Consider the following 23,535-nt stretch of genomic DNA (forward strand, 5'->3'; position numbering starts at 1 on the left):
TTTATATAACAATCTGTCTGTTAGAACAAACGCAGGTGCACTACCAGGAACCAGATCAGCAGCAGGGCTGGCAACAGGAACGGGATAGAGAAGCGCACGATGTAAGCGAAGAAAGTCGGCATTTTAATGCCCGCGCTTTCCGCGATAGCTTTCACCATAAAGTTAGGGCCGTTACCGATGTAGGTAAAGGCACCGAACAGCACAGCGGATAGCGAAATGGCTTCTAATAGCACCAGCGTAGCCGGATCGGCGCCTGTGCCAGTAGCGAATTGCCTTACCTCTACTACGCTGTTCTGCGCCATGTCGTACTTGGCCATCGCTAGCGACAAGAAGTTGGCATAAGTTGGTGCGTTGTCCAGGAAGCCGGAAAGTGAGCCAGTCGCCCAGTACAGGAAGTTAGGGGTGATGTACTGCGAGAACTGTGGAGACGAGGCAATAGCCGCCGAAAGCTGCAGCGCCGGCATCATGGTAAAAAAGATGCCGAAGAACAGGAATACCACCTCCAGAATCGGGTGAAAGTTAAATTTATTACCTGCTAAGGCTGTTTTGCTGGAGAAGCGGTAGCACAAGAAAGCCGCTGACAGTTGGATTATCTCGCGCAGGAAAGAGAACTTGCTGCCATCGTATGAGATATATGGGAGGCCTTCCACTACGTTAGGGTCCAGGAAAATAGCCCCGATGATGATTGCCAGCCAGAACAGGTTACGCTTGCCGCTCACATAGAACTCTGTCTTCTCTTCGTTGCGGGCCACCACTTCCGGGCTAGGCGTGTAACGCTCTTTGTTGCGGCTATCCAGTATATAAAAGATCAGGCAGAGGATAAGAATCGCGACTACCCACGGCATGAATAGGTGCTGCAGCGTCCAGAAGAAAGGCACGCCTTTCAGGAAGCCAATGAACAGGGGAGGGTCGCCGAGCGGGGTAAGCAAGCCACCAGCATTACTCACGATAAAGATGAAGAAGATAATCTGGTATGGCTTGATACGGTGGATGTTCAGGCGTATGAACGGCCGGATCAGCAGCAACGATGCCCCTGTGGTACCTACAAAATTCGCCAGCACGGCTCCTACGGCCATCAGGACCACGTTCATCCAGGGGGTGGCATTGGCATTGATGTTGATGTATATACCCCCCGCTGCAATGTACAGGGAGCTGAGTAGGATGGCGAAAGAAGCATACTCTGCCAAGGTATGGGCAGGCATGTGATAGTCTTGCAGCACGAACAGGTAATAGGCCAATACGGTCAGGCCAAGTGTAACGGCTACGGTTTTGTAATTGTGCTCCCAGAAATGTCCGAAGAAAATGGGACCGGCAGCGATCATTCCGATCAACAGGAGAAATGGTATAATCAGAAAGGCCGGAAGCGCATGCTGGGCTTGAGCCAGCAGGATAAAGTTAGTTAGCATGTTTGGAATTGTGCGGTGTTACGTCAGTTCAAATTTGCTTGCAGCGCAAAGATACGTTTTCTGTGGTAAAATGCTATTTTAACTGCAAGCTAGGCAGGTTGCCATGTAGTAACATCAATATGCAGGTACCTGCATTCTTTGCTTCTCGGAAATATTAACTAATTTTGGAAACTTTCAGATATAACCACTGGTTTTAATCTAAAACAAGGAATCTCATGCTAGAAAATAAAGAAAAAGTAGTTTCTGTTTACGCGGAAGCTAACCCCAACCCAGAATCAATGAAGTTCGTGATGAACGTGCAGCTGTTGCCGGAAGGCCAGAGCGTGGACTATCCGAACTTAGAAAGTGCCCTTGACTCGCCGTTGGCGCAGGAGCTTTTTAACTTTGACTATGTAGGCCGTGTGTTCATTGCCAGCAACTTTGTTACGGTTACCAAGAACGCTGATTTGGAGTGGGTAAAACTGATCCCGGAGCTGCGCACGTTCCTGAAATCATATGTTGAGTCTGGCGGACCGGCTTTCAGAGAAGGCTTCTCAGTTGCCAAGCCGGAAACGGCTGCCCCTGATGGCGAAACGTCCGCTGAAGATGCGGAAATCTCTAAGAAGGTAATAGACCTACTGGAGAATTACGTACGCCCGGCTGTAGAGCAGGATGGCGGTAACATCACTTTCAAGTCTTACCATGATGGCGTGGTGACTGTGTTCCTGCAAGGTTCTTGCAGCGGCTGCCCGTCTGCTACCGTAACGCTGAAGGCCGGCATCGAGAACCTGCTGAAGCGTATGGTGCCGCAGGTAACAGAAGTTGTGGCGGACGGTGTAACTGTGTAGTCTTCACCAATACGGAATATTCAAAAGCCAGCCCCGGTCAAGGGCTGGCTTTTTTTATGGATGGTACCCTCAGATCAGGTGCGTGAGACTTAAAAGCATACAGTACAGCCTCAATAGCTAATTCAGGTTGAGCAGGAGGTATGGCTTTACCCCTACATGTATAGCTACCTGCAGGTATAAAAACAGAAGGGCCCGAAGCAATGCTCCGGGCCCTTCTGCTGTTTAAATTAACTAACGGTTTAGCGAACCGGCTGTGCTACAGGAGTCGTAACTTTCTTGTCGTCTTTCATGGTATCCACTACAATTGGCGTAGCGATGAACAGGGAAGAGTACGTACCGAAAAGCACACCGATGATCATAGCCAATGAGAAGCCGCGCAGCACCTCACCACCGAAGATGAACAGGATCACTACTACCAGGAACAATGTCAGGGAAGTGATGATGGTACGGCTAAACGTGCTGATCAGGGCTGGGTTCACTACCTCGCGAACGTTCGAGCGCGGGTTGTCATTCAGGTACTCACGCACACGGTCGAAGATTACCACGGTATCGTTGATCGAGAAACCGATGATGGTCAGCACCGCCGCGATGAACACCTGGTCCATCTCGTAAGAGATACCGAAAAGGTCCAGGATAGAGAACACCGCGATGATCATCAGGGCATCGTGCAGCAAGGCTACCACGCCACCCAATGAGAACTGCCACTTACGGAAGCGGATCATCACATAAATGAAGATACCCACCAAGGACAGCAGAATCGCGATCAAGGCTGTGTTCTGGATGTCGTCGGCAATGGTAGCGCCTACTTTAGATGAGCTCAGGATCTCTGGGTTCAGGTTCTGATACTCGGCCAGACCACCCATTAAAGCAGCCTTTACTTTCTCATCTGCCTCAATGCTCTCGTCATCGGCTAACCAGCTTGTCGTGATTTTCAGACGGTTCGGCGTGTCGTAAGTTTTAACCTCGGTGCCTGCCTCGTTAAAGTCATCCATCAGGGCTGTGCGTACATCAGATGCTGGTACTGTCTTGTCTAACTCCACTACATAAGAGCGGCCGCCTTTAAAGTCAACACCCAGGTTAGGGCCACCGTTGATGTACATGGCCACAAAGCCGAATACCAATACAGCCAGTGAGAAAGCATAAGCCGGCTTTCTGTACTTCATCACGTCAAACTTGATGTTACGGAACATCTTGCCTGCCAGCGCAGTAGAGAATGACAGCTTGCCACCCTTCTTAAAGGTGCTTTCCACGAACAGTCTAGAGATGAATACGGAGGTGAAGAAAGACGTCACGATACCGATCATCAGCGTAATGGCGAAGCCTTTTACCGGGCCAGAACCGAAGAAGTAAAGGATAAAGCCTACGAGGAAGGTTGTTACGTTCGCATCCAAGATCGTGCTGAACGCCTTCTCATACCCTTTGTTGATGATCTCCCGCATCGGCAGCCCCTTCAGGGACTCTTCCCGCATACGCTCGAAAATCAGTACGTTCGCATCCACGGCCATACCCAGGGTCAATACGATACCAGCGATACCTGGCAACGTCAGGGCCGCATGGAACTGCGCCAGCACACCCAGGATAAAGAACACGTTGAAAAGCAGGGCAAGGTCAGCGATGAAACCACCGCGGCTATAGTAGGCGATCATGAACAGTACCACGATACCGAAACCGGCCAGGGTAGAGATCAGGCCCTGGTTGATAGCCTCGCGGCCCAAAGAAGGACCTACTACGGCTTCTTCCACGATACGGGTAGGAGCTGGCATTTTACCAGCTTTCAGGATGTTGGCAAGGTCTTGCGCTTCTTCAATGGTGAAGTTACCAGAGATAGAAGAGCTACCACCTGTAATCTCGCCCTGTACAACAGGGGCAGAGTATACATAGTTATCTAACACGATGGCAATCTGGCGGCCAATGTTGTCACCTGTCAGGCGGGCCCAGTTCTTGGCGCCTGTCGGGTTCATGGTCATGCTGATCTCAGGACGGCCTGTCTGGTCAAAATCCTGACGGGCATCGTTCACGGCCTCACCGGTAAGCGGAGCCTCGCCGCCACGACCTTTCTTAATAGCATAGAACTCCACAAACTCCTGGCGGTTGTCACCTACAATCGGCTTCACACCCCACAGGAACTTCATGTTCGGAGGGAACATCGCGCGCACTTCTGTGCGGCTGAAGATATCGTTGATCTTGGCAGTGTCACGCACGTTGGCTCCGATACCGTTTGGCATCTGCGTGAAAAGCGTAGCCAAAACGCCTGTCTGCGCTGCAGCGGCAGAGTCAACAGTGGTTTCCGCCAAAGCGGCGGCAGTAGAGTCTGTGGCAGTCGAATCGGAAGCCGCAGCAGCCTGTGCCAGCACGTCATCTGTCGATTCTTTCACGATGGCGGCATTGCCTTGAGCGTTTGTTGTTGCCTTGCTGTCTGTCGCCAGGTTCAGTTTACCTGCCTGCTGCTGCTGGTCAAGGTACTGACCCAGTTGCATAAAGTAAGGACCGAATTCCTGTGGCGACCATACTTCCCAGAACTCCAGGTTGGCCATACCCTGCAAGAGGTTACGCACACGGTCTGGGTTGTCGATGCCCGGTAACTCGATCTGGATACGGCCTGTGCCCTCCAGACGCTGGATGTTTGGCTGCGTTACACCGAAACGGTCGATACGCGTGCGCAGGATGTTGAAAGAGCGGTCAATGGCGTCTTCCACTTCTGTGTCGATCACTTCAATCACCTGTTCGTTGGTAGACTCGTAGCTGATCTTGCCACGGTTGGCTGTGTTCGAGAAGATGCGGCTCAGGCGGCCAGATGGCTCCACCTCGCGGTAAGCCTCTGCGAATAGCTTCGTGAAGCGCTCCTGGCTGTTTTTCTGCAGTTCCTGGGCACGGTTCAGCGCCTTCAGGAAGTTCGGGTCTTTGCTGTTGCCCGACATAGAGCGGATGATCTCCACAGGAGAAACCTCCAGCACTACGTGCATACCGCCTTTTAAGTCGAGGCCCAGGCCCAGTTCGTTTTCTTTAACTTCCTGATACGTCATGCCCAGGAAAATAGGCTCTTTCCAGATGGAATCAAGGTAAGCCTGCTCCTTTACCCGGTTCACGTTGCCTTGTGCATCTGTGGCATAGGCCGCTGCATCTTGCTGTACGTTACGGGCAATGAAGGAAAATGACAGGTAGTAAAGGCAAAGCGCCGATACAATCACTGTCAGAACGATGATTAACGTTTTGTTCCGCATTGTTTAGTAAATGAAAAAATAGGTATAGGTGAAATATGAATGTACTGTGCTCTTATCCGGTAATGGTTGTTAAAACCAAAATGCAATAACATGCGAATGCGTTCCGCAAGCTGCAGGATATTAGAGGATTAGCATGCCAGAAGCACGCCAAGGATGGTCAGTGAAAAGGAGCGCCTAAGGAGCGTTGGGCTGAATGATGATAGGGAACAGTCGGGCTACAAAGCCGATTCCCGGGGGTATGGTGGTATAAGCCGGTAGCAGCAGGTCAGCGGGGTTTGCGAACGTGGGCTGCTGCGGAAGCGGCACTACCGCCTGTGGCAAATTAAGCGCCACAAAAGAGGTGGTGGCCTCCAGCGATACCTTTTGCTTGATAACCGTCCTGGTTTCTGCAGGGGCAGAGGCAAGCTGCTTACTAATTGGGGTTGCCGAGGTATACGCCACTACCTCCTGGCCATTGAGCATAAGCGCCCAAAGCAGGGTAACAGACATCAGAAGATGCTTGAGGAGGCAGTATGTGGTTTTTACCTGTGGCATTCGCAACGTATAACTACAAATGTAAAACCTTTTATCAGAAAAAGTAAAATCTTAGCGGTTTATATCGATAAATCGCTTTACATCATGCTTTTTCCCGATAAGTATCAGAATGTCTGAGGGATAAATAATCGTGTCGGCCTTCGGAACACCGATGATGTGCTCTACCTGGGTTGGCTTCCCGTCCAGTATTTCCTCGAAGAAGCGCTTGATGGTGATCAGGTTCAGGTTATACTTCTCGCGGAGGGAGATCTTGGCGATGCTGCGGTTGGCGATGTTGCGCGGCGCATTAATCTCCACAATCTCATAGTTGTCGGGCAGGGGCAGGAACGTGCGGATGCTCGGCTGCAGCAGGCGCTCGGCCACCGTTTTGCCTACCTCACCCTCCGGCGAAAGGATTTCCTGCACACCCATCTTTTCCAGGATGCGGCGCTGCTGTTTGTTTGAAGCCCGTGTGATCACGCGCTTCACGTTCAGTTCCTGCAGGTTGGCCGTCGTGATCAGCAAAGCTTCAAAATCTTCGCCGATGGCCACGATCACGGCGTCCATGTCCTGGATGTTCTGCGCCTCCAAGGCGCGTAGGTCAGTGGCATCCAGGGCCACAGCGTAAGCTACCTCATCTTTTATCGACTCGGCATGGTCTTCGTTCGAGTCGATGGCAATAACTTCAGCGCCGCGCTCAGCCAGCGTGGTGGCAATGGACCTGCCAAAAATGCCCAATCCGATTACTGCAAACTTGTGCCTCATGCTTTTATCTTAGCGTTTAGGAATGTGGTCAGCACCTCCAGCCCCTTCTCAAAGTTGTTGTTGTTAGGGATGATGATGTCGGCGTCGTTTTTATAGGGCTTGATGTATTTCTCGTAAGTAGGCGCTACGTGGTTGGTATACCGGTACAGCACATCGTCCAGGTCGTAACCGCGCTCAACCTGGTCGCGAATGATGCGGCGCTGTAATTTGATATACTCCTTTGCATCGATGTATATCTTCAGGTCCAGCAGGCGGGCGATTTCCTCGAAGTAAAACACGAAGATACCTTCTACCACCACAATCGGAGCCGGTTTAAACTCCAGCTGCTTCGGCACCACGTTCGGGTTGTTGAAGGTGTATTCGGTGCGGTAAACGGTCTCGCCCTTGCTTAGCCTCAGGATGTCCTGGGCATAGGCCTCGTCATCGATGCAGGAAGGGAGGTCAAAATTCACCACGCCGTTCAGGTCCATGGTCTGGTGTTCGCGAGACTTGTAATAGTTGTCCTGGGATACGAGGCAGACGTTTTCAGGGGAGAAAGACGTCAGTAGCTTGTTCAAAAAAGTAGTTTTTCCTGAAGCACTACCTCCTGTAATCCCGACGATAAATGGCTTTTGCATAGGAAGTGAAGGTTTCAGGCTACAAATTTAGGTATAAAGCAGAACAAGACCGCAAGCCAGGGGGAGATTTATACATCAACGAGAAGCTAGCACGTTCTCAGGAAGTCCACCAACTGCCTGACGGCCCGTCCGCGGTGACTGATCGCGTTCTTTTCCTCCGAGGTCATTTCGGCAAATGTGCGGTCATAGCCATCCGGGGTGAAGATCGGGTCGTAGCCAAAACCCTTGTCGCCTTTCCACGCCGTGTTTATCGTGCCCTCCACAATGCCTTCAAACTGGTGCTCCTCGCCTTCTAAAATCAGGGTAATGCTTGTGCGGAAGCGAGCTTTGCGGTTTGCGTGCGGGGCCAGGTTTTGCAGCAGGTGCTGGATGTTATCGCTGTCGGAGCGCTGCGGGCCGGCATACCGTGCGGAGTATACACCCGGAGCGCCTCCAAGGGCCTCTACCTCTAACCCTGTGTCGTCGGCAAAGCAGCTCACCTTGTACTGTTGCCATACATAAGCAGCTTTCTGGTGCGAGTTTCCCTCCAGCGTGTCCTGGTCTTCGGCCAGCTCTTCGTGGCAACCAATATCCTGCAGCGTCAGCAATTCATACTTGCCTTCCAGCATCTGGCCTACCTCAGCTACTTTGTGTTTGTTGTTGGTCGCAAAACAGAGTTGCTTCATGTGTTTGAATTTATGGTGATGTATTGTTTGCCGGTATAGGCAGCGATTTGATACTTTTTGATACTTAAAGTAAGTAAGCGCCGTAGGCCGCTTCGCTCAGGTCTACTATGATGTGCTCGTTCAGGGTGGTGGCCAGCGAGTAACCGGTATAGGTGGCAGCGACCGGGTAAAAGGGGTGGTGCCGGTCTACCAAGGTAGCTATCTCTACTTTTTTGGGGCTATGCGGCAAAAAGGTGTTTAAGGTATAAGCCAGCGTTTTGCCTGTGTTCAATACATCATCTACCAGCACAATGGCTTTGTCGGTGAGCGCGAGGTGCTCCTGGTCCAGCTCAATGGGATTTTGGAGAGGCGCGGTTTTGTTAACCGTAACGCGCAGCAACTGCACCTGCAACGAGGAAATCTCCTGCAGCTTCTGCGCGAGTACCTGGGCCAGCTGGTAACCGTTCGGGTAAATGCCTGCCAGCACAAGCTCCTGCTCTTCAAAATTCTGCTCGTATACCTGGTAGGCAATACGCGTGAGCTTCTGCTCGATCTGTGCCTTGTCCAGGATCTGGTTTTTGAGTTGTGGCGATGGTATCATAGGTGTCTGGCTATGGGTTGAGCGTAAGGAGTTAGCTAGTTAAGGCAAATTTAAGAAGATATTTGCTTCAGCCGCCGAAATAAGCAATTAGCAAAATAATTTGGGCCTTAGCGTTTTACTTTACGGAAAACTTGTTAAATTTGCAGTCCGATTGAGAATTAAGGTTAATTAACGTTTATAATAATGAAAAAAGGCATTCACCCAGAATACAGACAGGTGGTTTTTCAGGATACTTCTAGTGACTACAAGTTCATCACCCGTTCTACTATGAACTCTGATGAGACCATCACGATGGAAGACGGCAAAGAATACCCGGTAATCAAAGTCGAGGTTTCTTCTGCTTCGCATCCTTTCTACACTGGTAAAAACCTGTTTGTGGATACTGCAGGCCGTATCGACAAGTTTAAGCAGCGTTACCAAAAGAAATAAGCGGTTTTTTCCGGTTAAAACGTTTCAAATAAGAAGTCTTCCTGAGAATATCGGGGAGACTTCTTTATTTTTGGCCCATTTTCTAGCTTTGTCTATACCCGTCTGTGAGCGACCCGATTTCCGTAACAAAGGAACGCATACCTGGCCGCTCATCAACCCTCTGACCATGAAGCGAAGAATTGCGTGCCTGCCTGCCTTGCTTTCTGTTAGTTGCCTGACGGCTTGCGGCAAAACCAAAGAGGTTATACCTGAGCCGGGGCCTGTCGATAAAGCAGTCACCTTCCAGGTGTTTCGTGATCAGAACTTCTCCTACAGCCAATAAGGCGAGGAAGATGTAACGCTACAGTTAATCACCCGGAGGAAAGAGAAGAAGAACCCCAACGGCCTCACAACACAAGTGTTTGATAGTACCTTTACAATGGCGCTGAACGACATACCAGTGCGGGCCAACAGGTTGGTCATCAAGAAGGCAGTACCAGCAGTGCGCAACGAAAAAGAGCAAGTTTTTATGAGCAGCGGATACCACTACATGCAATCGTCTTTTGGCCAGAACAAGGCTCTCCCGGCTAACGATTCAGAGACCACCATGCCGCTGCAGGTCTATTAGTTGAAGATTACACGTAATTAAGCAGGTCTTCCTGAATTATTTCGGGCATACTTCTTTATTTTTGCACTATGAATATCATTCTATTCGACGATCCTGCCATCCGGCCCAATCTGTTACCGCTTACGTTTACAAGGCCGGTGTCCGAGCTGCGGGTAGGTATCCTGACCATTGCCGAAAAATGGAGCAGGTACATGGGTGAGGCGGTCTTTTGCCTGACGCAGCCATACCTGCAGCCTAAGTTCGCGTTGGACTTTTCATACAGCAGCCTCTATATAAACGGCGCCGTGTGCCCCGACGAGGACTTGGTGAAAACGATTCGCGGGCTGAAAGTTGGCGAGGCGCTCTTCCATAACGATACCCTTGTGGCCCTGAATGGCGCTGGCCTGGAACTGCATACCCTAGACGAGCTGATGGCGCACGTTGCCTCGCGCAAAGGCGATTGCGACCCCTGTACCATCATCCGAAACCCCTGGGACATCTTCCTGCAGAACGGAAAACAGATCCGAAGCGACTTCAACATCCTGACCAAAAACCGCAAGAGCCAGCCCCTGGACGATAAGCATACCAAAACCTACAACGAGGAGGATATATTTATTGAGGAAGGCGCTAAAATAAGAGCCGCTGTGCTAAACGCTGAAAACGGACCGATCTACATCGGTAAAGACGCGCAGGTGCATGAGGGCGCCCTGATCAGGGGGCCTTTTGCATTGGGTGAAGGCAGCCACGTGAACATGGGCGGTAAAATGCGCGGTGACGTAACGATAGGGCCTTTCTCCAAAGTGGGCGGCGAGGTGAGTGCCTCTGTCATCATGAGCTACAGCAACAAGGGCCATGAAGGCTACCTAGGCAATTCGGTGATAGGCCAGTGGTGTAACCTGGGCGCTGATACGAACACATCGAACTTAAAGAACAACTACGCAGAAGTTAAAATCTGGAATTACCCGAAGGGAGGCTTTAAGAGCACCGGGCAGCAATTCTGCGGCCTCATTATGGGCGACCACAGCAAATGCGGCATCAACACCATGTTTAACACCGGAACCGTGGTAGGGGTAAGCGCCAATATTTTTGGGGCAGGTTTCCCGCGCAATTACATTCCTTCGTTTAGCTGGGGAGGTGCCGCCGGGTTTGAGGTATTCCAGTTAAAGAAAGCGCTGGAGGTCGCCGAAATAGTTATGGGCCGCCGCGACATACCACTCACGGAAGTAGATAAAGATATCTTCTCGGCTGTTTTCGAGCAAACCAGGGAGAACAGCATCTGGTAGGCTGATAGCTGATAGTTGATTGTTAGTTGTTGATTGTTAAATGGCTTGACGGCTAAATTGTTGGGATTTTAAGTGAGATCAAAACAACCATGTAGCAATTAAACCATAAAACAACTTATCAATCCAAATTGCCCCATTCGTAATTCGTAATTATTAATTCGTAATTAAAAAAGTGCAGTTCGCGAACATCATAGGTCACCAGGAAACGAAGAGCTTGCTCCTTAAATCGGTGCAGCAGCACCATGTGGCGCACGCCCAGTTGTTTCTGGGGCAGGAGGGAAGCGCGAACCTGGCGCTGGCATTGGCATATGCCACCTATATCAACTGCGAGGACAAGCGCCCCGATGATTCTTGTGGCATCTGTAACAGCTGCGTGAAGATGAACAAGCTGGTGCACCCCGACTTTAACTTTGTGATGCCCGTAACCACCACCAAATCGGTGAGCAAAGATGCGCTAAGCAGCAAGTTTATGGCGGAGTGGCGCGAGTTTGTGCAGGCAAGCCCATACCAGGGATTGAATGAGTGGATGCAGCACATCGGGGCTGAGAACAAGCAGGGCAACATCTCCAAAGACGAAAGCCGCCAGTTGGTAAAGCTGGTTTCGCTGAAGGCGTTTGAGGGCGACTATAAGATTGTGGTGATCTGGCTTCCGGAGCTGATGCACCCCTCGGCGGCAAATGCGCTGCTGAAACTGCTAGAGGAGCCGCCGGCCCAAACCTTGTTCCTGCTGGTGTCGCAGTCGGCGGAGAAGCTACTGGCAACCATTACCTCGCGCACCCAGATCATGCAGGTGCGTAATTTTACGGAGCAGGAGGTAGTGGCTTACCTGCGGAAGCGTTACAATACCGAAGAAACCACAGCGACACAGATTGCCCAACTGGCTGAAGGCAACCTGAATGCCGCCGCTCGCCTCACCACCGAGATCAGCAGCGACTATTTTGTGTTCTTCACTGAATGGATGCGCAACTGCTACAGTTATAAGTTTGGTGGGTTGATCGACATGAGCGACAAATTCCAGACGCTGGGGCGTGAGAACCAGAAAAACTTCCTGCTATACGCGCTTAACCTTTTCCGGAAAGTGATGCTGTATGGCATCGACAGTTCGCTCATATCATTCTTACCGCCCGCCGAACTGGACTTTGTGCAGAAGTTCTCGAAAGTAATTACCGAAGACAATGCCGGGCAGTTGGCCGAGGAACTGAACCAGGCACATTACCATATAGAGCGCAATGCAAACCCCAAAATGGTGTTTGTGGATACCTCTATCCAGATTGCCAGCTACCTGCGTAAGAGTTGATTGTTAAATGGCTTAATTTTTAAATGGTTGATTGTTAAATTGTTGTGACTATAAGTGTGATCAAATCAACAATTTAACAATCAAATCCAGGCATCGGAGAGAAATAACGTAAAAAGGGCTTTAGCAAAAGATGTTATGCATTCTCTTTGAATTCCATTCTAACATTGCTTTCGCTTGCGTCTCGCGAGTGTAAGGAACAATTGGGCCTCTGGCCCAGTCAAGTTGCAAACTCGACATCATTTTTAGACACACGTTTGAAAACTTGCGCCAGTAAATAGAGAATAAAGCAGCCCTGCTTGTGTAAATGGTTTAGGAGGTATGATAACGAGAGGTATGATAACTTTGCGAGAGGGCAAGTAAACTAAGAATTCATGGCAGAAGATATAAAAGACAGAACGATACGCATTGGCACACGCGGCAGCAAACTGGCGCTTTGGCAAGCCGAGGAAACAGCAGCCAAGTTGCAGGCGGCGGGCCTGAAAACGGAGTTGGTTATCATCAGCACCAAAGGCGACCAGATACTGGACAAGTCGTTGGCAAAGATCGGCTCCAAGGGCGTGTTTACCGAGGAGCTGGAAGTAAGCCTGCGCGAAGGCCAGGTGGAGATTGCGGTTCATAGCGCCAAAGATGTGCAGTCGTCCATACCTGCCGATCTGGAGTTGGTGGCCTTTATGGAGCGCGAGCAGGTGAACGACGTGATCTTGAGCTTCGACCCGGGCTTTAAACTGGAGCGCGACAGCACTGCCATCATCGGGACCTCCTCTACCCGCCGCAGGGCCTTGCTTAAAAAATACTACTCCGGCGTTACAACCGCTGAGTCGCGGGGGAACCTGCAGACGCGTTTGCGCAAGCTGGAGGAAAAGCAGTTTGATGCCCTAATGTTGGCCTATGCCGGTGTGGTGCGCATGGGCTACGACCACCTGATCGTGCACACCTTTCCGGAGTATGAGTTTGTGCCAGCCGCAGGGCAGGGCAGCGTGGCTATTGAGTGCGCCCGCAATCTAGAGCCTGAGCTGAAGAACGCTATCAAGCAGGCCCTTAACCATACCGATACCCATACCTGCCTGCTGGCAGAGCGCGGCTTCCTGCGCACCATGGAAGGCGGTTGCAGCATCCCCTCCTTTGCACTTGCCACGCTCGTGGAAGAAGGCATAAGCATTACCGGCGGCCTCATCAGCCTCGACGGGCAAACACTGCTGCAGGAAACCATGACAGGAAGCCCAGAGCAGGCTGAGCAGTTGGGAGTGCAGTTAGCACATACTATACTGGGCCAGGGCGGCGATGCAATCCTGAAAAGCATCAAAGCGCAGCGCGACGAAGCTTAAGCCATACCTATACCCGTTGTATCAGAAATAGCCGCTAAACTTAGCGGCTATTTCTGATTATATGTAAATCGGGAAGCTGTTAAATGGTCAAATGATACTTATGTGAACGTTGGTTTTTGTAGCAGAGGGTTTGTACTGGCGAAAGCTGATGCATAGTGAGGAGTAAAGCTGTTTTTGGCTGGGCGAAGCATTTTTTTACTCGGCTTCTGTGATTTTATCAGGATTTTGCCGCGTGTCAAAAACGGCAGCAACATAAACAGTAACTGTATCAATCCAATAGATTATCTTGTAATTACCTTCTACAAGATACCTGTACTCTTTTTGCCTATCAGCTAAAAGTACTTCACGCTGCCCTTTCCTTGGTTGCTGAGCTAAGGAAGCTGTTTTTTGTACAAGGCTTTTAACTATCTTTCTGGCAACTGTGAGACTTGCTGTTGTTTTATAAAAATCGAATACGCCTTCTAACTGGGCACTTGCTGTGTTGGTCCATACTACCTTCAAGTCCATGTATCAATGTCCTTGTCCAGTTCCTGGATTCCTTTCACTCTTCCGTTTGCAGCGTCATCTTCTGAGTTCTCAATAATCCGATTGAAATCAGTAAGCGACATTGGAGAAATACTTTCAGAATACAGCTTCTTTTTCTCTGAATCCAGTATTTGTTCAAATTTGGAGATGATTTCCTCATTGTTGAGCCGCAAGAATTCTTGCACAAAATGTATTTTCCTTTCTTGTATGTCCATTTTGTAGGGTTCTTTATATAAAGGTACTATAGCTATAGATTACGATAACTGCATTTGATTGATTCCGCCTTTCGCCCAACAGCGACTTGCACTTGAGGCGAGGAAAGCGATGCTAAAATTGCGCGCAGCTTGGGTATAAGTGTTTATTCTTTTATGAGTTTATACATCTTTTGATCTTTCCCATAAGTGGCAGAAACAAGGTACATTCCCTTGGGATATTCGGGCAGGGCATAGTTTATACTAAACTAATCGGCATTTTTCAGGTGGTTGCGCTGAAGCAGCTTTTGTCCGGTAATACTAAAGATTTCAACCTCCATTATTCCTCTGGTTTTGTCATTCATACTAATGTTAAGGTTTGCATCAGAAACGGGAGTGCTAACTTTTACTCCGGCTAAGTACTTTTTTGAATGCGCCTGTATAAGGACCGTTTTGAGGTTTGAATTATCGTAACCCCTCTTGGTAAGGTAGAATTGAAAGACCGTATCCTGCCTTTGGAGAGTGATGGATTCGTTTGTGCTCATTGTAGATGCAGCGTTGTTTACTGCATAGAACATGTTCGCGTCTGAAACTTCAGAGACAACCGTAACTTTATTAGGAAGGGTATCGGCGGTGATAAAGTAGATGGAGTCTGAAATGGCAATTTCGCTTGTATCATTAATCGCTACTTTTATATCAGGGAACCTGGGGTTTGCTTTGTCTTGGCAGCCAAAGCAAAAAGCAAGTAAAAGCAGCGTTAGAACTCTCATTGTTTTTTTTGATTCTGTTTAGCTTTTAACGGTCTCGTATAACCGTCAAATACGGGTTAATATGCGTTAATTTTCGGTTTGGCACAGACTTTAGCAATTTCGAGTGGATTCGGACGCAGTCGAATCCGCCGTAATTGCGGTTATACATTGTTGTGGTGCGTTTTTTTAATTTTTATTGTCCATTCTATTGTATCCAATTCCATAATTTCGTGCCTTTCCCATCTTCCCATTTCGTCACATTCAAATTCCAAAATATTTCCATTCCATTCTTTAAATTCTATCATGTCCATTTCAAATGGGCTTTTGATTATTTGCATATCAGAAAGCGAATTTTCCATTTTATAAACATCACTAAACTCGGAAAAAATAAATGTTCCGTTTGGTGTTACTTCTAAATTCCCATAATCAACTTGATTTTCCGATTCTATAATGTTCAATTCGTTAGTGTCTAATCGAAATACACAGTCAGAAGTCAAAACAATAACTTCATTTTTCTGGTCAGATACTTTTACTTCTTTTGGAAATCCGCGAAATTGTCCAACTTTTTCAACTCCGTTATCATTTGTAAACTTTATCCAAGTCCAAGATTGCGAATTCCACACGCTTTCAACGTCATAAATTCGTTCTTCAAATTCGCCAGAGTAAGGTTGATTTATTATTTCAGCTTTCACTTAATTTTTTCTTTTCGTAATGTTTTTCCCAAATGCACCACAACTTATGTATAGCATGAGTCTATTCCGTTTATCTGCACTATGTGTGTAGCTATCTTTCTCTTTTTTTGACGAGCATGATTAAACTTAAGGTCATTTCACCAGCGTACAATACTACTCCTTAAGTAAGTTATAAAACCTGTCTTAAATTAGTCATAAAAAAAGCAGAAGAACCAGCATTTGCTAGTTCTTCTGCTAAAATTCGTTTATCATATATAAAGCGGAATGCTTTCTTGTTTAGCCTCGCCTCTTGTTTTAAAACCTATACCTGTGCCGCCTCAACAGCTTCCTCCGTCAAGGGCTGCTTTTTAGACGAGCGGGCGTAGGCCAGGAAGGCTTGCATCTCGCGCTTCACGGTTGGGGCCAAGATATATAGGCCGACCATGTTCGGGATGCTCATGGCAAACAGCATGGCATCAGAGAAGGCCACCACGCTGTTCAGCTTCATTGGGGCACCCAACACAATGAAGATGCAGAAGAGCACCTTAAAGCTCACGTCAGCGGCTTTGTTGTTGCCAAACAGGTAGGTCCACGACTTCAGGCCGTAGTAAGACCAGGTGATCATGGTAGAGAAGGCAAACAGGATAACAGCACCTGCCAGCACCATCGGGAACCAACTGATCACGGTGGCAAAGGAAGCCGATGTCAGGGCGATACCGTCTCCGATGTCCATCTTGTAAGAGCCTGTCACCACAATCACGAGCGCTGTCATGGTACACACGATCACAGTGTCGATGAACGGCTCGAGGGAGGCAACGAAGCCTTCGGTTACCGGCACGTTGGTCTTCACGGCGGAGTGCGCAATGGAGGCAGAGCCTATACCGGCCTCGTTCGAGAACAGACCACGGCGCAAGCCCTGAATCATGACGCCCACCAAGCCACCGCCCACAGCGCTAGCCGTGAAAGCGCCTTCAAAAATAGCCGCAAAGGCAGCAGGTATGGCCGTGATGTTAGCGCCCAATACCACAATGGCAGCCAGAATATAAATGCCGCACATAAGCGGCACCACTTTCTCGGTTACCTGTGCAATGCTTTTCATACCTCCAATAATCACGAGCCCGACCAGCACCGACATGATAAGGCCGAAGATCCAGGCGTTACCGGCAGCAAAGAAAGAGGCCTCGCCACCCGTTACGGCTACAAACTGCTGCGTTGCCTGGTTGATCTGAAACATGTTACCGGCGCCCAGTGAGCCGCCAATACACATCAGGGCAAAGAAAGCCGCCAGGAACTTGCCCAATTTGGCCATGCCTTTTTCGCCAAGGCCTTTGCTCAAATAGTGCATCGGTCCGCCCGACACGGTGCCGTCGGCGTGCTCGTCGCGGTACTTTACGCCCAGCGTACACGACACAAACTTAGAGGACATACCCAGCAGGCCCGCCATGATCATCCAGAACGTGGCACCGGGGCCACCGAGCGAGATCGCGATGGCCACACCGGCAATGTTACCTAGGCCGACGGTACCAGATACAGCGGCCGTCAGGGCCTGGAAATGAGACACCTCGCCGGGAGCGCCGGGTTGGTTATACTTGCCGCGCACAATATCAATGGCATACTTAAAGCCCCTGAAATTGATAAAGCCAAGGTAGAAGGTGAAGAAAATAGCACCAGCCAACAGCCATACCAGGATTAGCGGGATGCCCACGCCTACAATGGAAACTTCATAAAATATAATGTCGGAGATGAAAGTGGCGGTAGGGGCGATGGCAGCGTCTATTTTCTCATCAACAGAGAGTTCTTGTGCTGCCGGGGTTTGTGCGAAAGTGGGGTTAAAAATGGCTAAGGAAAGTACTGTAAACAGTATGATTCTCTTCATGTGGTAGATTTATTTGGTTTGTGAGTATCTTAAAGTTAGCAACTTTTGAGGCGAATATGAAAAATATACCTGTTTTACATTATATAATGCAAGGCATGGCCCATATATCACAAAAAAGCGACAGCCAAGTTGTATGGCTGGGGTATGGAAATAGGATTTAATTGCTCCGATCTTGCCTATGTGTGGTTTTTGAGAGCTTAATTTGCTTTTCTTCTTATTGATAAACAGCTTTTTATATCGAATGCATACTTGCCGCCTGCACGCTGAATATGATATATTCGGGTCGGGTTACTTGGGTGGTGGCATGCCTTTAGGTATGGCGGGTATGGGAAACAGAAAATGATGAAAAAATGTATCTGAGAGCTAAAAAGGCTTAAATTTGAAAACCTGTTAACCATGCACAGGCGTGAGCCTGCTGCCTTAAACTGATTATTAGAGAATGAAACTGCTGAAAAGTATTGCCGGGATGGCTGCGTTGGTGATCCTGCTGCCTGCCATCACGCTGGCCCAGAAACCGAAAGGAAAAGACAAACTGGTTACCATCGAGACGCCGCAGGGCGAGATAAAACTGGTGCTGTTTGAGGACACGCCGCAGCACCGGGCAAACTTCCTGAAACTGGCCGAGGAGGGATTTTATGACGGAACAACCTTCCACCGCGTCATCGACGGCTTTATGATACAGGGGGGAGACCCGAACACCAAAGACGATGACCCGCGCAACGACGGTACCGGAAACCCCGGTTATACCGTGCCCGCTGAAATTAACCCAAGCCACAAGCATGTACGCGGCGCTGTGGCTGCTGCCCGACAGGGCGACTTCGCCAACCCGCAGCGCGCCTCCAGTGGCTCACAGTTTTACATTGTGGAGAACCATGATGGTACGCCTATGCTGGATGAGGTATACACGGTGTTCGGGCAAGTGGTGGATGGCCTGGATGTGATCGACAAAATTGCGGAGCAGCCCAAAGACGGACGCGACCGCCCGCTAAAGGACATCAAGATGAAGGTAGAGGTGGAAAACGTGAAGCGCAAGAAGATCGCGAAGAAATACGACTACGATTACAACACGCAGGCACTAGCGAAATAAGCCGGTATGAAGCGAATCCTGATTACGGGCTCTAACGGGTTGCTGGGCCAGAAACTAGCCGAATTACTGCTTCCGCGCCAGGGCGTGGAAGTGCTGGCCACCAGCCGTGGCGAGAACAAACTGGCCGGTGTGCTGCCCGATCTGCTGTTTGAGTTCCTGGACGTGACAAAGCCCGCTGAGATTGAGCGGGTAGTGCGCGCGTTTCAACCGACCCACCTCATCCATACCGCCGCCATGACCAACGTGGACCAGTGCGAGCATGACCACATCGGTGCGCTGCTGCTGAACCGCGATGCGGTGCAGTACTTGGTAAAGGCCTGCGAGAAGTATGGGGTGCACCTCATCCACGTCTCCACAGACTTTATCTTTGATGGGGAGAATGGCCCTTATGGAGAGGGGGCGACAGGAAACCCCGTTAACTTCTATGGCAAAACCAAGCTGCAGGCCGAAGAACTGGTGAAGCAGGCCAAGTGCCCATGGGCCATTGTGCGTACCGTGCTGGTGTATGGCGTGGCCCACGACTACGGCCGCACCAACATCGTGCTGTGGGTGCGCAACAACCTAGTGGCCGGTAAGGTGATCAAGGTCGTGAATGATCAGTACCGTACCCCCACGCTGGCCGAAGACCTGGCCATGGGCTGCTGGCTGGTGGCCGATAAAGATGCAACGGGAATTTTTCATATCTCCGGCAGCGAGATGATGACGCCCTACGAGATGGCCCTGCAGGTAGCCGACTACTTCGCCCTGGATAAATCCCTGATCGACAAGGTGGACGGCAACACGTTCTCGCAACCCGCCAAGCGGCCGCCCCGCACCGGCTTTGTTATCCAGAAGGCCGAGGAAGTGCTGGGTTACCGGCCGCATACGTTCATGCAAGGCATCCAGCTGGTAGCAGCGCAAGCCAGCCGCTAGCAAACCATCCTGCCGAGCTAGTTCGCTGGGAATAGGTATACTGCCCACCAATTATATTAAAATATTCGATTTTTAATGGTGCTATCGGATGCTTTCTCTATATTGTATCCTTTAATTCCAGCCTGATAACACAGAATACAAATCAACCTTAACAAAACTAACACTTCTACCTACTATTTAATTTATGAGTGCTAACAAAGAATCGTGGGGTTCACGCGTCGGCCTGATTTTAGCGATGGCCGGCAACGCAGTGGGGCTCGGCAACTTCCTCCGCTTTCCTGTACAGGCGGTGCAGAACGGAGGAGGGGCTTTTATCATACCATACCTGGTTTGTTTTCTGGTGATGGGTATCCCCCTGCTCTGGATCGAGTGGTCGATGGGCCGCTTCGGGGGCAAGTTCGGGCACCACTCCACCCCGTTTATTGTGGATACCATGGGCAAGAACCGCCTCTGGAAATACATTGGCGTATTCGGCATCTGGACTAACATTGCCGTTGCCTCTTACTATTGCTACATCGAGTCCTGGACGCTTTCCTATGTGTTCCACTCCGTTATCGGCACGTTTAGCGGCATGGACCAGGATGCGGTTTCGGCCTTCTTCAGTGAGTATACCAGCCTGGGCATTTCCACACTGGGCATCCCTTACGAGCCGGTTGTATTCTATATCATCTGCTTACTGCTCAACACCTGGATCCTGTCGCAGGGCCTGGCCTCTGGCGTGGAGCGCGTGGCTAAAATCGGTATGCCGCTCCTGATTATCTTCGGTTTGTTCCTGGCCTTTAAAGGCGTAACGATCTCCGCGGGCGTAGACGGTGCCATCAACGACAGCTCTGTCGGCCTCAACTTCCTCTGGACGCCTAACTTCGACCAACTGTGGTCGCCTACGGTATGGCTGGCAGCTGCCGGCCAGATCTTCTTCACCCTTTCGGTGGGTATGGGCACGGTGCATTGCTACGCCTCGTATGTGCGCTCCAAAGACGATGTCGCCCTGAACGCGATGTCTGCGGGCTGGATGAACGAGTTTGTGGAAGTGGTGCTGGGTGGTGCTATCCTGATTCCGATCTCCATCGGTTACCTGGGCATCGACCGGGTGACGGAACTGGTGCAGAGCGGCGGGCTTGGCCTTGCCTTCCGATCGTTGCCATACCTGTTCTACCAGTGGGGCGATGTGTTGGGTACTATCTCCGGTGTCATGTGGTTCGGGCTGTTGTTCTTTGCCGGTATCACGTCATCTTTAGCGATGGGTACGCCCTGGATCGGCTTCCTGCAGGATGAGTTTAACTGGGAGCGCAAGTCGGCGGCCTGGTCGTTTGGTTTGTTCGTGTTCCTGCTGGGTATGCCTACGGTGCTGTTCTTTAAGTATGGCGTGTTCGACGAGTATGACTATTGGGCCGGAACGGTATCGCTGGTAGTATTCGCTTTGTTCGAGTCTATTTTGTTTGCGTGGGTATTTGGTATGCGCAAGGGTTGGGATGAGATCACCTCGGGTGCCGACATAAAAGTGCCGGGCATTTACAAGTATATCATCAAGTTCATCACGCCGCTGCTCTTGCTGTGGGTGTTCCTGGGTTCCCTGTTCACGCCGAAGGGCGGTGACTGGGGCGCTGCCATCAGCGGCACCTGGGAACTGGACAACAGCTCCATCATCAAGAAGATCATGAACAGCGAACTAAAGGAGAAGCTGGCCGCTGCCACCGATCCTTCGGTTATACAGGGGATACAGGACCAGCTGTTCTTCGTGAATGCTTCGCGCATCCTGCTATTGGCCGTATTCCTGAGTTTGGCGCTGCTGGTGTATATCGCGTATAAAAAGAGAGTTAGAGAAGGAAGAATTTAGAAGATATGAATACATCTGCATTTGTCGTGATGCTTTCGACCATCACCTTGGTAAGCTTTTTAATGATTTATTTTTTCTATCGGGTGATTAGTACCCCTCCGAAACCAGAGCCAGACTCGTACTTGGATAACGACGATGAGCCGGAGCGGCAGGTACCCAACCATTGAGAGATAAATGAAAAAGATCAGGCACTGGATTCGGAACTACTTTAGCTTTTCGCTAAGCGAGGTAAACGGTTTCCTGTTGCTGATAGGAATCATGGTGCTGCTTACGGCAGCACCATTTCTGTTTAAGGCCTTCCGAACATCTCCTTCCACAGGTATAAACCCTTCGGACAGGCAAACCCTGGACAGTCTGGTAGCAGGTTTAGAAGCCGTGCAGCCAGCGAAGCGCAAAAGCCGGTATACTGTTCCTGCGGTGGCCCTGCGCCCTTTTAACCCCAACAAACTGACGCTGGAGGAGTGGCAGGCCTTTGGCTTACCGAAATACCTGGCGCAGCGCATCCTGAACTATCGCAGCAAAGTCGGTGATTTGAGTTACAAGGCAGAACTGGGCAGGATTTACAACATGCCGGACTCAGTGTTTCAGCGGCTATACCCTTACATTGAGCTACCGGAGACCCGGCCCACCAAAGACCGCATGAACCAGTGGGCTGCGGGTCGCAGCCGCCCGGCACCGGAATTCGACAACAGCAGGAGGCCACGGGAAAAGTTTATCCTGGCGCCTTTCAACATCAACGCTGCCGACACCACGCAACTAAAGCAGATCAGAGGGATTGGATCCAAGCTCTCCGCCCGCATTGTGAAGTACCGCGATGGCCTGGGCGGCTTTAACCGGTTAGAGCAGTTGCAGGAGGTGTTCGGGCTGCAGCCCGAGGTAGTAGACAGTTTGCAGAAGTATACCTTCGTGCCCGATACCTACACACCCAAGCAGTTATACTTGAACACAGCCACAGCCGACGAGCTTAAAGCACACCCCTATATTTCCTCTAACGTGGCAAGAGCGCTGGTGGCCTACCGCGAGCAGCACGGCAAATTCCAGACCGTGGATGACATCCGGAAAGTAAAGCTGATTACAGCAGAGCTGTTCGAAAAGCTCCGCCCATACCTGGCTCTCTAATGCCCCCTTAGCAAGGCGATACAGATGAAATATACAGTACACGCCGAAGGGCATGGGAGTACCTCTCGGGCCATGCGGCATTTGCCGATCAGGATTCCGGAACGTGGTTGATTTTTTTCTCCTGCTTGTTGCGCGGAAGCAAAAATGAGAAGAAGGTGAAGCTTGCCAAGGCAAATTCCTGCAGCTCCCATTTTTCGCCTTCCTGGATGAGCAGAATACTGAAAAATGCTAGAAAGTACACCAGACTTTGGGCGGTAGTCGGCACAGGGAAATTTACGCGCTCCACCAGAACCCTGAATCGCCGCTTGTACCGGTACAGCAGGGGCACGCCCAGGAAGTAGAGGAAAACACCGGTATAAAGCACCTTGCCGAAGATTAGCTTGTTGAGGTTAATGCCGCCGAGGTGAATGTTATGCAAATTGGTTTCCTTCTGTGCGTTTATTTGCTCTAACTGGGCAGGCGTTTCGAAACCGAAAATTCGCTGGCCCCACGAAATCTCCTCGCCAAAGCCCAGGAAAAACAGCGCTGCCGCCGCATAGTAAAACACCCTGGATGGGCTGATGCCTGTAAAGGAGGCTTTGCACAGGCAGACAAGTGATGTGGCCAGCAGCGTGAAAGCAGTAAAATATTCGATGTAACTGTCTTCGGCTGTGTAGGCATAGTACAGTTCAGGGTGAAGAAACGAGAACACAATGCCCATGAAGATGTGCGCGAAAGAGAACGTGTACAGAAACGTGCTGAAAATCGCGGCCTTGTCAACCGGGGCATACACATCAGTCGCTTTTAAAAGGGGATGATAAATGTAAAATGGCAAATATCTTCTGATCAATTCCATTGTCAAGAATGGCTTTTTGCAATACAGGCTGGCTGTTGCAGGTATACTCTAGAGCAAAGGGTGTATTTATTTGTACGATCACAAGGGTAATTGTGGTTATTATTTGCACTAAATGTTTGGGTTACAAAACAGCGGAGCGCCTGCTTCGTCTTATGTTATAACCTTCGGTAGGCTGCACAGAAAAGGGATTACCCATCCATCGGCTTTCAATAAGAGCAA

At 50.1% G+C, this 23,535-nt stretch carries 25 protein-coding genes; 12 read left to right on the forward strand and 13 right to left on the reverse strand.

Annotated elements, in window-relative coordinates; translation table 11 throughout:
* Nucleotides 1–20 precede the first annotated feature (20 nt).
* Nucleotides 21–1,406 carry a sodium:proton antiporter gene (locus ACXYMU_RS02070; RefSeq protein ID WP_458984680.1) on the reverse strand — a complete coding sequence of 462 codons (1,386 nt, stop codon included), beginning with the start codon at nucleotides 1,404–1,406 and terminating at the stop codon, nucleotides 21–23.
* A 215-nt stretch (nucleotides 1,407–1,621) separates the two neighbouring features.
* Between ACXYMU_RS02070 and ACXYMU_RS02075 the strand changes: the two genes are divergently transcribed.
* The gene (locus tag ACXYMU_RS02075) at nucleotides 1,622–2,233 is read left to right on the forward strand and encodes a NifU family protein (RefSeq protein WP_458984681.1); all 612 of its coding nucleotides are present in this window, start codon (nucleotides 1,622–1,624) and stop codon (nucleotides 2,231–2,233) included.
* A gap of 239 nt (nucleotides 2,234–2,472) precedes the next feature.
* Here ACXYMU_RS02075 and secDF read toward each other — a convergent pair whose 3' ends face one another.
* The 6 genes from secDF to ACXYMU_RS02105 form a co-directional block, all read right to left on the reverse strand.
* On the reverse strand, nucleotides 2,473–5,454 hold the full coding sequence (gene secDF, locus ACXYMU_RS02080) for a protein translocase subunit SecDF (RefSeq protein WP_458984682.1): 2,982 nt from the start codon (nucleotides 5,452–5,454) through the stop codon (nucleotides 2,473–2,475).
* A 174-nt stretch (nucleotides 5,455–5,628) separates the two neighbouring features.
* Nucleotides 5,629–5,943: an RNA methyltransferase gene (locus tag ACXYMU_RS02085; protein WP_458984683.1), complete on the reverse strand. Its 315-nt coding sequence runs from the start codon at nucleotides 5,941–5,943 to the stop codon at nucleotides 5,629–5,631.
* 96 nt (nucleotides 5,944–6,039) lie between these two features.
* Nucleotides 6,040–6,732: a potassium channel family protein gene (locus ACXYMU_RS02090; RefSeq protein ID WP_458984684.1), complete on the reverse strand. Its 693-nt coding sequence runs from the start codon at nucleotides 6,730–6,732 to the stop codon at nucleotides 6,040–6,042.
* Complete coding sequence (gene udk, locus ACXYMU_RS02095; RefSeq protein WP_458984685.1) at nucleotides 6,729–7,349, reverse strand: uridine kinase; 621 nt, start codon at nucleotides 7,347–7,349, stop codon at nucleotides 6,729–6,731. The genes ACXYMU_RS02090 and udk overlap by 4 nt, the downstream gene beginning before the upstream one ends.
* Before the next feature lie 86 nt (nucleotides 7,350–7,435).
* On the reverse strand, nucleotides 7,436–8,014 hold the full coding sequence (locus ACXYMU_RS02100) for a non-canonical purine NTP diphosphatase (RefSeq protein WP_458984686.1): 579 nt from the start codon (nucleotides 8,012–8,014) through the stop codon (nucleotides 7,436–7,438).
* Between the two features lie 64 nt (nucleotides 8,015–8,078).
* Nucleotides 8,079–8,594, reverse strand: coding sequence for a phosphoribosyltransferase family protein (locus tag ACXYMU_RS02105; RefSeq protein WP_458984687.1), 516 nt, complete (start codon nucleotides 8,592–8,594; stop codon nucleotides 8,079–8,081).
* A 183-nt stretch (nucleotides 8,595–8,777) separates the two neighbouring features.
* Between ACXYMU_RS02105 and ACXYMU_RS02110 the strand changes: the two genes are divergently transcribed.
* The 6 genes from ACXYMU_RS02110 to hemC all read left to right on the forward strand — a co-directional run bounded on the left by ACXYMU_RS02110 (nucleotide 8,778) and on the right by hemC (nucleotide 13,514).
* The gene (locus ACXYMU_RS02110) at nucleotides 8,778–9,023 is read left to right on the forward strand and encodes a type B 50S ribosomal protein L31 (protein WP_458984688.1); all 246 of its coding nucleotides are present in this window, start codon (nucleotides 8,778–8,780) and stop codon (nucleotides 9,021–9,023) included.
* 166 nt (nucleotides 9,024–9,189) lie between these two features.
* Nucleotides 9,190–9,345 carry a hypothetical protein gene (locus ACXYMU_RS02115; RefSeq protein WP_458984689.1) on the forward strand — a complete coding sequence of 52 codons (156 nt, stop codon included), beginning with the start codon at nucleotides 9,190–9,192 and terminating at the stop codon, nucleotides 9,343–9,345.
* A gap of 75 nt (nucleotides 9,346–9,420) precedes the next feature.
* Entirely contained in the window at nucleotides 9,421–9,630 is a 210-nt protein-coding gene (locus tag ACXYMU_RS02120) for a hypothetical protein (RefSeq protein ID WP_458984690.1), read from the forward strand.
* 68 nt (nucleotides 9,631–9,698) lie between these two features.
* Nucleotides 9,699–10,892: a GlmU family protein gene (locus ACXYMU_RS02125; protein ID WP_458984691.1), complete on the forward strand. Its 1,194-nt coding sequence runs from the start codon at nucleotides 9,699–9,701 to the stop codon at nucleotides 10,890–10,892.
* Between the two features lie 172 nt (nucleotides 10,893–11,064).
* Nucleotides 11,065–12,189, forward strand: coding sequence for a DNA polymerase III subunit (locus ACXYMU_RS02130; RefSeq protein WP_458984692.1), 1,125 nt, complete (start codon nucleotides 11,065–11,067; stop codon nucleotides 12,187–12,189).
* 371 nt (nucleotides 12,190–12,560) lie between these two features.
* The gene (gene hemC / locus ACXYMU_RS02135; protein ID WP_458984693.1) at nucleotides 12,561–13,514 is read left to right on the forward strand and encodes a hydroxymethylbilane synthase; all 954 of its coding nucleotides are present in this window, start codon (nucleotides 12,561–12,563) and stop codon (nucleotides 13,512–13,514) included.
* A 195-nt stretch (nucleotides 13,515–13,709) separates the two neighbouring features.
* Here hemC and ACXYMU_RS02140 read toward each other — a convergent pair whose 3' ends face one another.
* The 5 genes from ACXYMU_RS02140 to ACXYMU_RS02160 all read right to left on the reverse strand — a co-directional run bounded on the left by ACXYMU_RS02140 (nucleotide 13,710) and on the right by ACXYMU_RS02160 (nucleotide 17,526).
* Nucleotides 13,710–14,021, reverse strand: coding sequence for a type II toxin-antitoxin system RelE/ParE family toxin (locus ACXYMU_RS02140; RefSeq protein WP_458984694.1), 312 nt, complete (start codon nucleotides 14,019–14,021; stop codon nucleotides 13,710–13,712).
* Nucleotides 14,012–14,254, reverse strand: coding sequence for a hypothetical protein (locus ACXYMU_RS02145; protein WP_458984695.1), 243 nt, complete (start codon nucleotides 14,252–14,254; stop codon nucleotides 14,012–14,014). Before ACXYMU_RS02145 ends, ACXYMU_RS02140 begins: the two co-directional genes overlap by 10 nt.
* A 245-nt stretch (nucleotides 14,255–14,499) precedes the next feature.
* Nucleotides 14,500–15,000 (reverse strand): hypothetical protein, encoded by a 501-nt coding sequence (locus ACXYMU_RS02150; protein WP_458984696.1) that lies wholly within the window; start codon nucleotides 14,998–15,000, stop codon nucleotides 14,500–14,502.
* A gap of 140 nt (nucleotides 15,001–15,140) precedes the next feature.
* Entirely contained in the window at nucleotides 15,141–15,671 is a 531-nt protein-coding gene (locus ACXYMU_RS02155) for a hypothetical protein (RefSeq protein ID WP_458984697.1), read from the reverse strand.
* 301 nt (nucleotides 15,672–15,972) lie between these two features.
* Nucleotides 15,973–17,526: an alanine/glycine:cation symporter family protein gene (locus tag ACXYMU_RS02160; RefSeq protein ID WP_458984698.1), complete on the reverse strand. Its 1,554-nt coding sequence runs from the start codon at nucleotides 17,524–17,526 to the stop codon at nucleotides 15,973–15,975.
* 439 nt (nucleotides 17,527–17,965) lie between these two features.
* On the opposite strand from ACXYMU_RS02160, the gene ACXYMU_RS02165 reads away from it, so the two are divergent.
* The 5 genes from ACXYMU_RS02165 (at nucleotide 17,966) to ACXYMU_RS02185 (ending at nucleotide 22,481) form a co-directional block, all read left to right on the forward strand.
* Entirely contained in the window at nucleotides 17,966–18,613 is a 648-nt protein-coding gene (locus tag ACXYMU_RS02165) for a peptidylprolyl isomerase (protein ID WP_458984699.1), read from the forward strand.
* Between the two features lie 6 nt (nucleotides 18,614–18,619).
* Nucleotides 18,620–19,525 (forward strand): SDR family oxidoreductase, encoded by a 906-nt coding sequence (locus tag ACXYMU_RS02170; RefSeq protein ID WP_458984700.1) that lies wholly within the window; start codon nucleotides 18,620–18,622, stop codon nucleotides 19,523–19,525.
* Nucleotides 19,526–19,709: 184 nt separating this feature from the next.
* On the forward strand, nucleotides 19,710–21,362 hold the full coding sequence (locus tag ACXYMU_RS02175; protein WP_458984701.1) for a sodium-dependent transporter: 1,653 nt from the start codon (nucleotides 19,710–19,712) through the stop codon (nucleotides 21,360–21,362).
* A 5-nt stretch (nucleotides 21,363–21,367) separates the two neighbouring features.
* The gene (locus ACXYMU_RS02180; RefSeq protein WP_458984702.1) at nucleotides 21,368–21,529 is read left to right on the forward strand and encodes a hypothetical protein; all 162 of its coding nucleotides are present in this window, start codon (nucleotides 21,368–21,370) and stop codon (nucleotides 21,527–21,529) included.
* Between the two features lie 7 nt (nucleotides 21,530–21,536).
* Complete coding sequence (locus ACXYMU_RS02185; RefSeq protein ID WP_458984703.1) at nucleotides 21,537–22,481, forward strand: ComEA family DNA-binding protein; 945 nt, start codon at nucleotides 21,537–21,539, stop codon at nucleotides 22,479–22,481.
* An 88-nt stretch (nucleotides 22,482–22,569) separates the two neighbouring features.
* Here ACXYMU_RS02185 and ACXYMU_RS02190 read toward each other — a convergent pair whose 3' ends face one another.
* Nucleotides 22,570–23,316: a hypothetical protein gene (locus ACXYMU_RS02190; RefSeq protein ID WP_458984704.1), complete on the reverse strand. Its 747-nt coding sequence runs from the start codon at nucleotides 23,314–23,316 to the stop codon at nucleotides 22,570–22,572.
* Nucleotides 23,317–23,535 lie beyond the last annotated feature (219 nt).

This window comes from Pontibacter sp. CAU 1760 (assembly GCF_054482735.1).